We start from the raw sequence: 1,373 nt of genomic DNA, 5'->3' as shown, positions 1-1,373 counted from the left end.
TCGGCGCCCTCGGTCAGGGCGGGCTCGACGCGCTTGGCGAGCACCTTGCCGAGCTCGACGCCCCACTGGTCGAAGGAGTCGATGTTCCACACCGCGCCCTGCACGAACACCTTGTGCTCGTAGAGGGCGACCAGCTGGCCGAGGACCGACGGGGTCAGTTCGGTGGCCAGGATCGTGGTGGTGGGGTGGTTGCCCTTGAAGGTGCGGTGCGGCACCTGCTCCTCCGGCACGCCCTCGGCACGCACCTCCTGAGGCGTCTTGCCGAAGGCGAGCGCCTGCGTCTGGGCGAAGAAGTTGGCCATCAGCAGGTCGTGCTGCGCCCCCAGTTCGTCGCTCAGCTCGGCGACCGGCCGCGCGAAGCCGATGAAGTCCGCCGGGACGAGCTTGGTGCCCTGGTGGATCAACTGGTAGTAGGCATGCTGCCCGTTGGTGCCCGGCGTGCCCCACACCACCGGTCCCGTCTGCCACTGGACCGGACGCCCGTCGCGGTCCACCGACTTGCCGTTGGACTCCATGTCGAGCTGCTGGAGGTAGGCGGTGAACTTGGACAGGTAGTGGCTGTAGGGCAGGACCGCGTGCGACTGGGCGTCGTGGAAGTTGCCGTACCAGATGCCCAGCAGGCCCATGATGAGCGGGGCGTTGGCCTCCGCGGGGGCGTTGCGGAAGTGCTCGTCGACGATGCGGAACCCGTCGAGCATCTCCCGGAAGCGGTCCGGGCCGATGGCGATCATCAGGGACAGGCCGATCGCGGAGTCGTACGAGTAGCGGCCGCCGACCCAGTCCCAGAACTCGAACATGTTGTCGACGTCGATACCGAACCCGGTGACCTTCTCGGCATTCGTGGACAGGGCGACGAAGTGCCTGGCCACGGCCTTCTCGTCGCCGCCCAGGCCCGCCAGCAGCCAGGAGCGCGCCGAGGTCGCGTTGGTGATGGTCTCGATGGTGGTGAAGGTCTTGGAGGCGACGATGAACAGCGTCTCGGCCGGGTCCAGGTCGCGCACCGCCTCGTGCAGGTCGGAGCCGTCCACGTTCGACACGAAGCGGAACGTCAGATCCCGTGCGGTGAACGGGCGCAGCGCCTCGTACGCCATCGCGGGCCCGAGGTCGGAGCCGCCGATGCCGATGTTGACGACGTTGCGGATGCGCTTGCCGGTGTGACCGGTCCACGCACCGGAGCGCACCCGGTCGGCGAAGCCGGCCATCTTGTCGAGGACGGCGTGCACGCCCGGCACGACGTTCTCCCCGTCGACCTCGATCACCGCGTCCCGGGGCGCCCGCAGCGCGGTGTGCAGCACCGCGCGGTTCTCGGTGGTGTTGATCCGCTCACCGCGGAACATGGCGTCCCGCAGCCCGAACACGTCCGTGGCGGCGGC

Annotated in this window: 1 protein-coding gene; it reads right to left on the bottom strand. The window is 69.0% G+C overall.

Going from position 1 to position 1,373, the window contains the following annotated elements; all coding sequences use genetic code 11:
* A partial coding sequence (gene pgi / locus IE212_RS34410; RefSeq protein WP_190201923.1) for a glucose-6-phosphate isomerase occupies positions 1 to 1,373 on the bottom strand: 1,373 nt, incomplete at both ends.

It is taken from the genome of Streptomyces djakartensis (assembly GCF_014651075.1).
GTDB classification, from domain to species: Bacteria; Actinomycetota; Actinomycetes; order Streptomycetales; family Streptomycetaceae; genus Streptomyces; species Streptomyces djakartensis.
The sequence above is the reverse complement of the archived record's forward strand: the minus strand, read 5'-3'. Positions and strand labels throughout refer to the sequence as shown.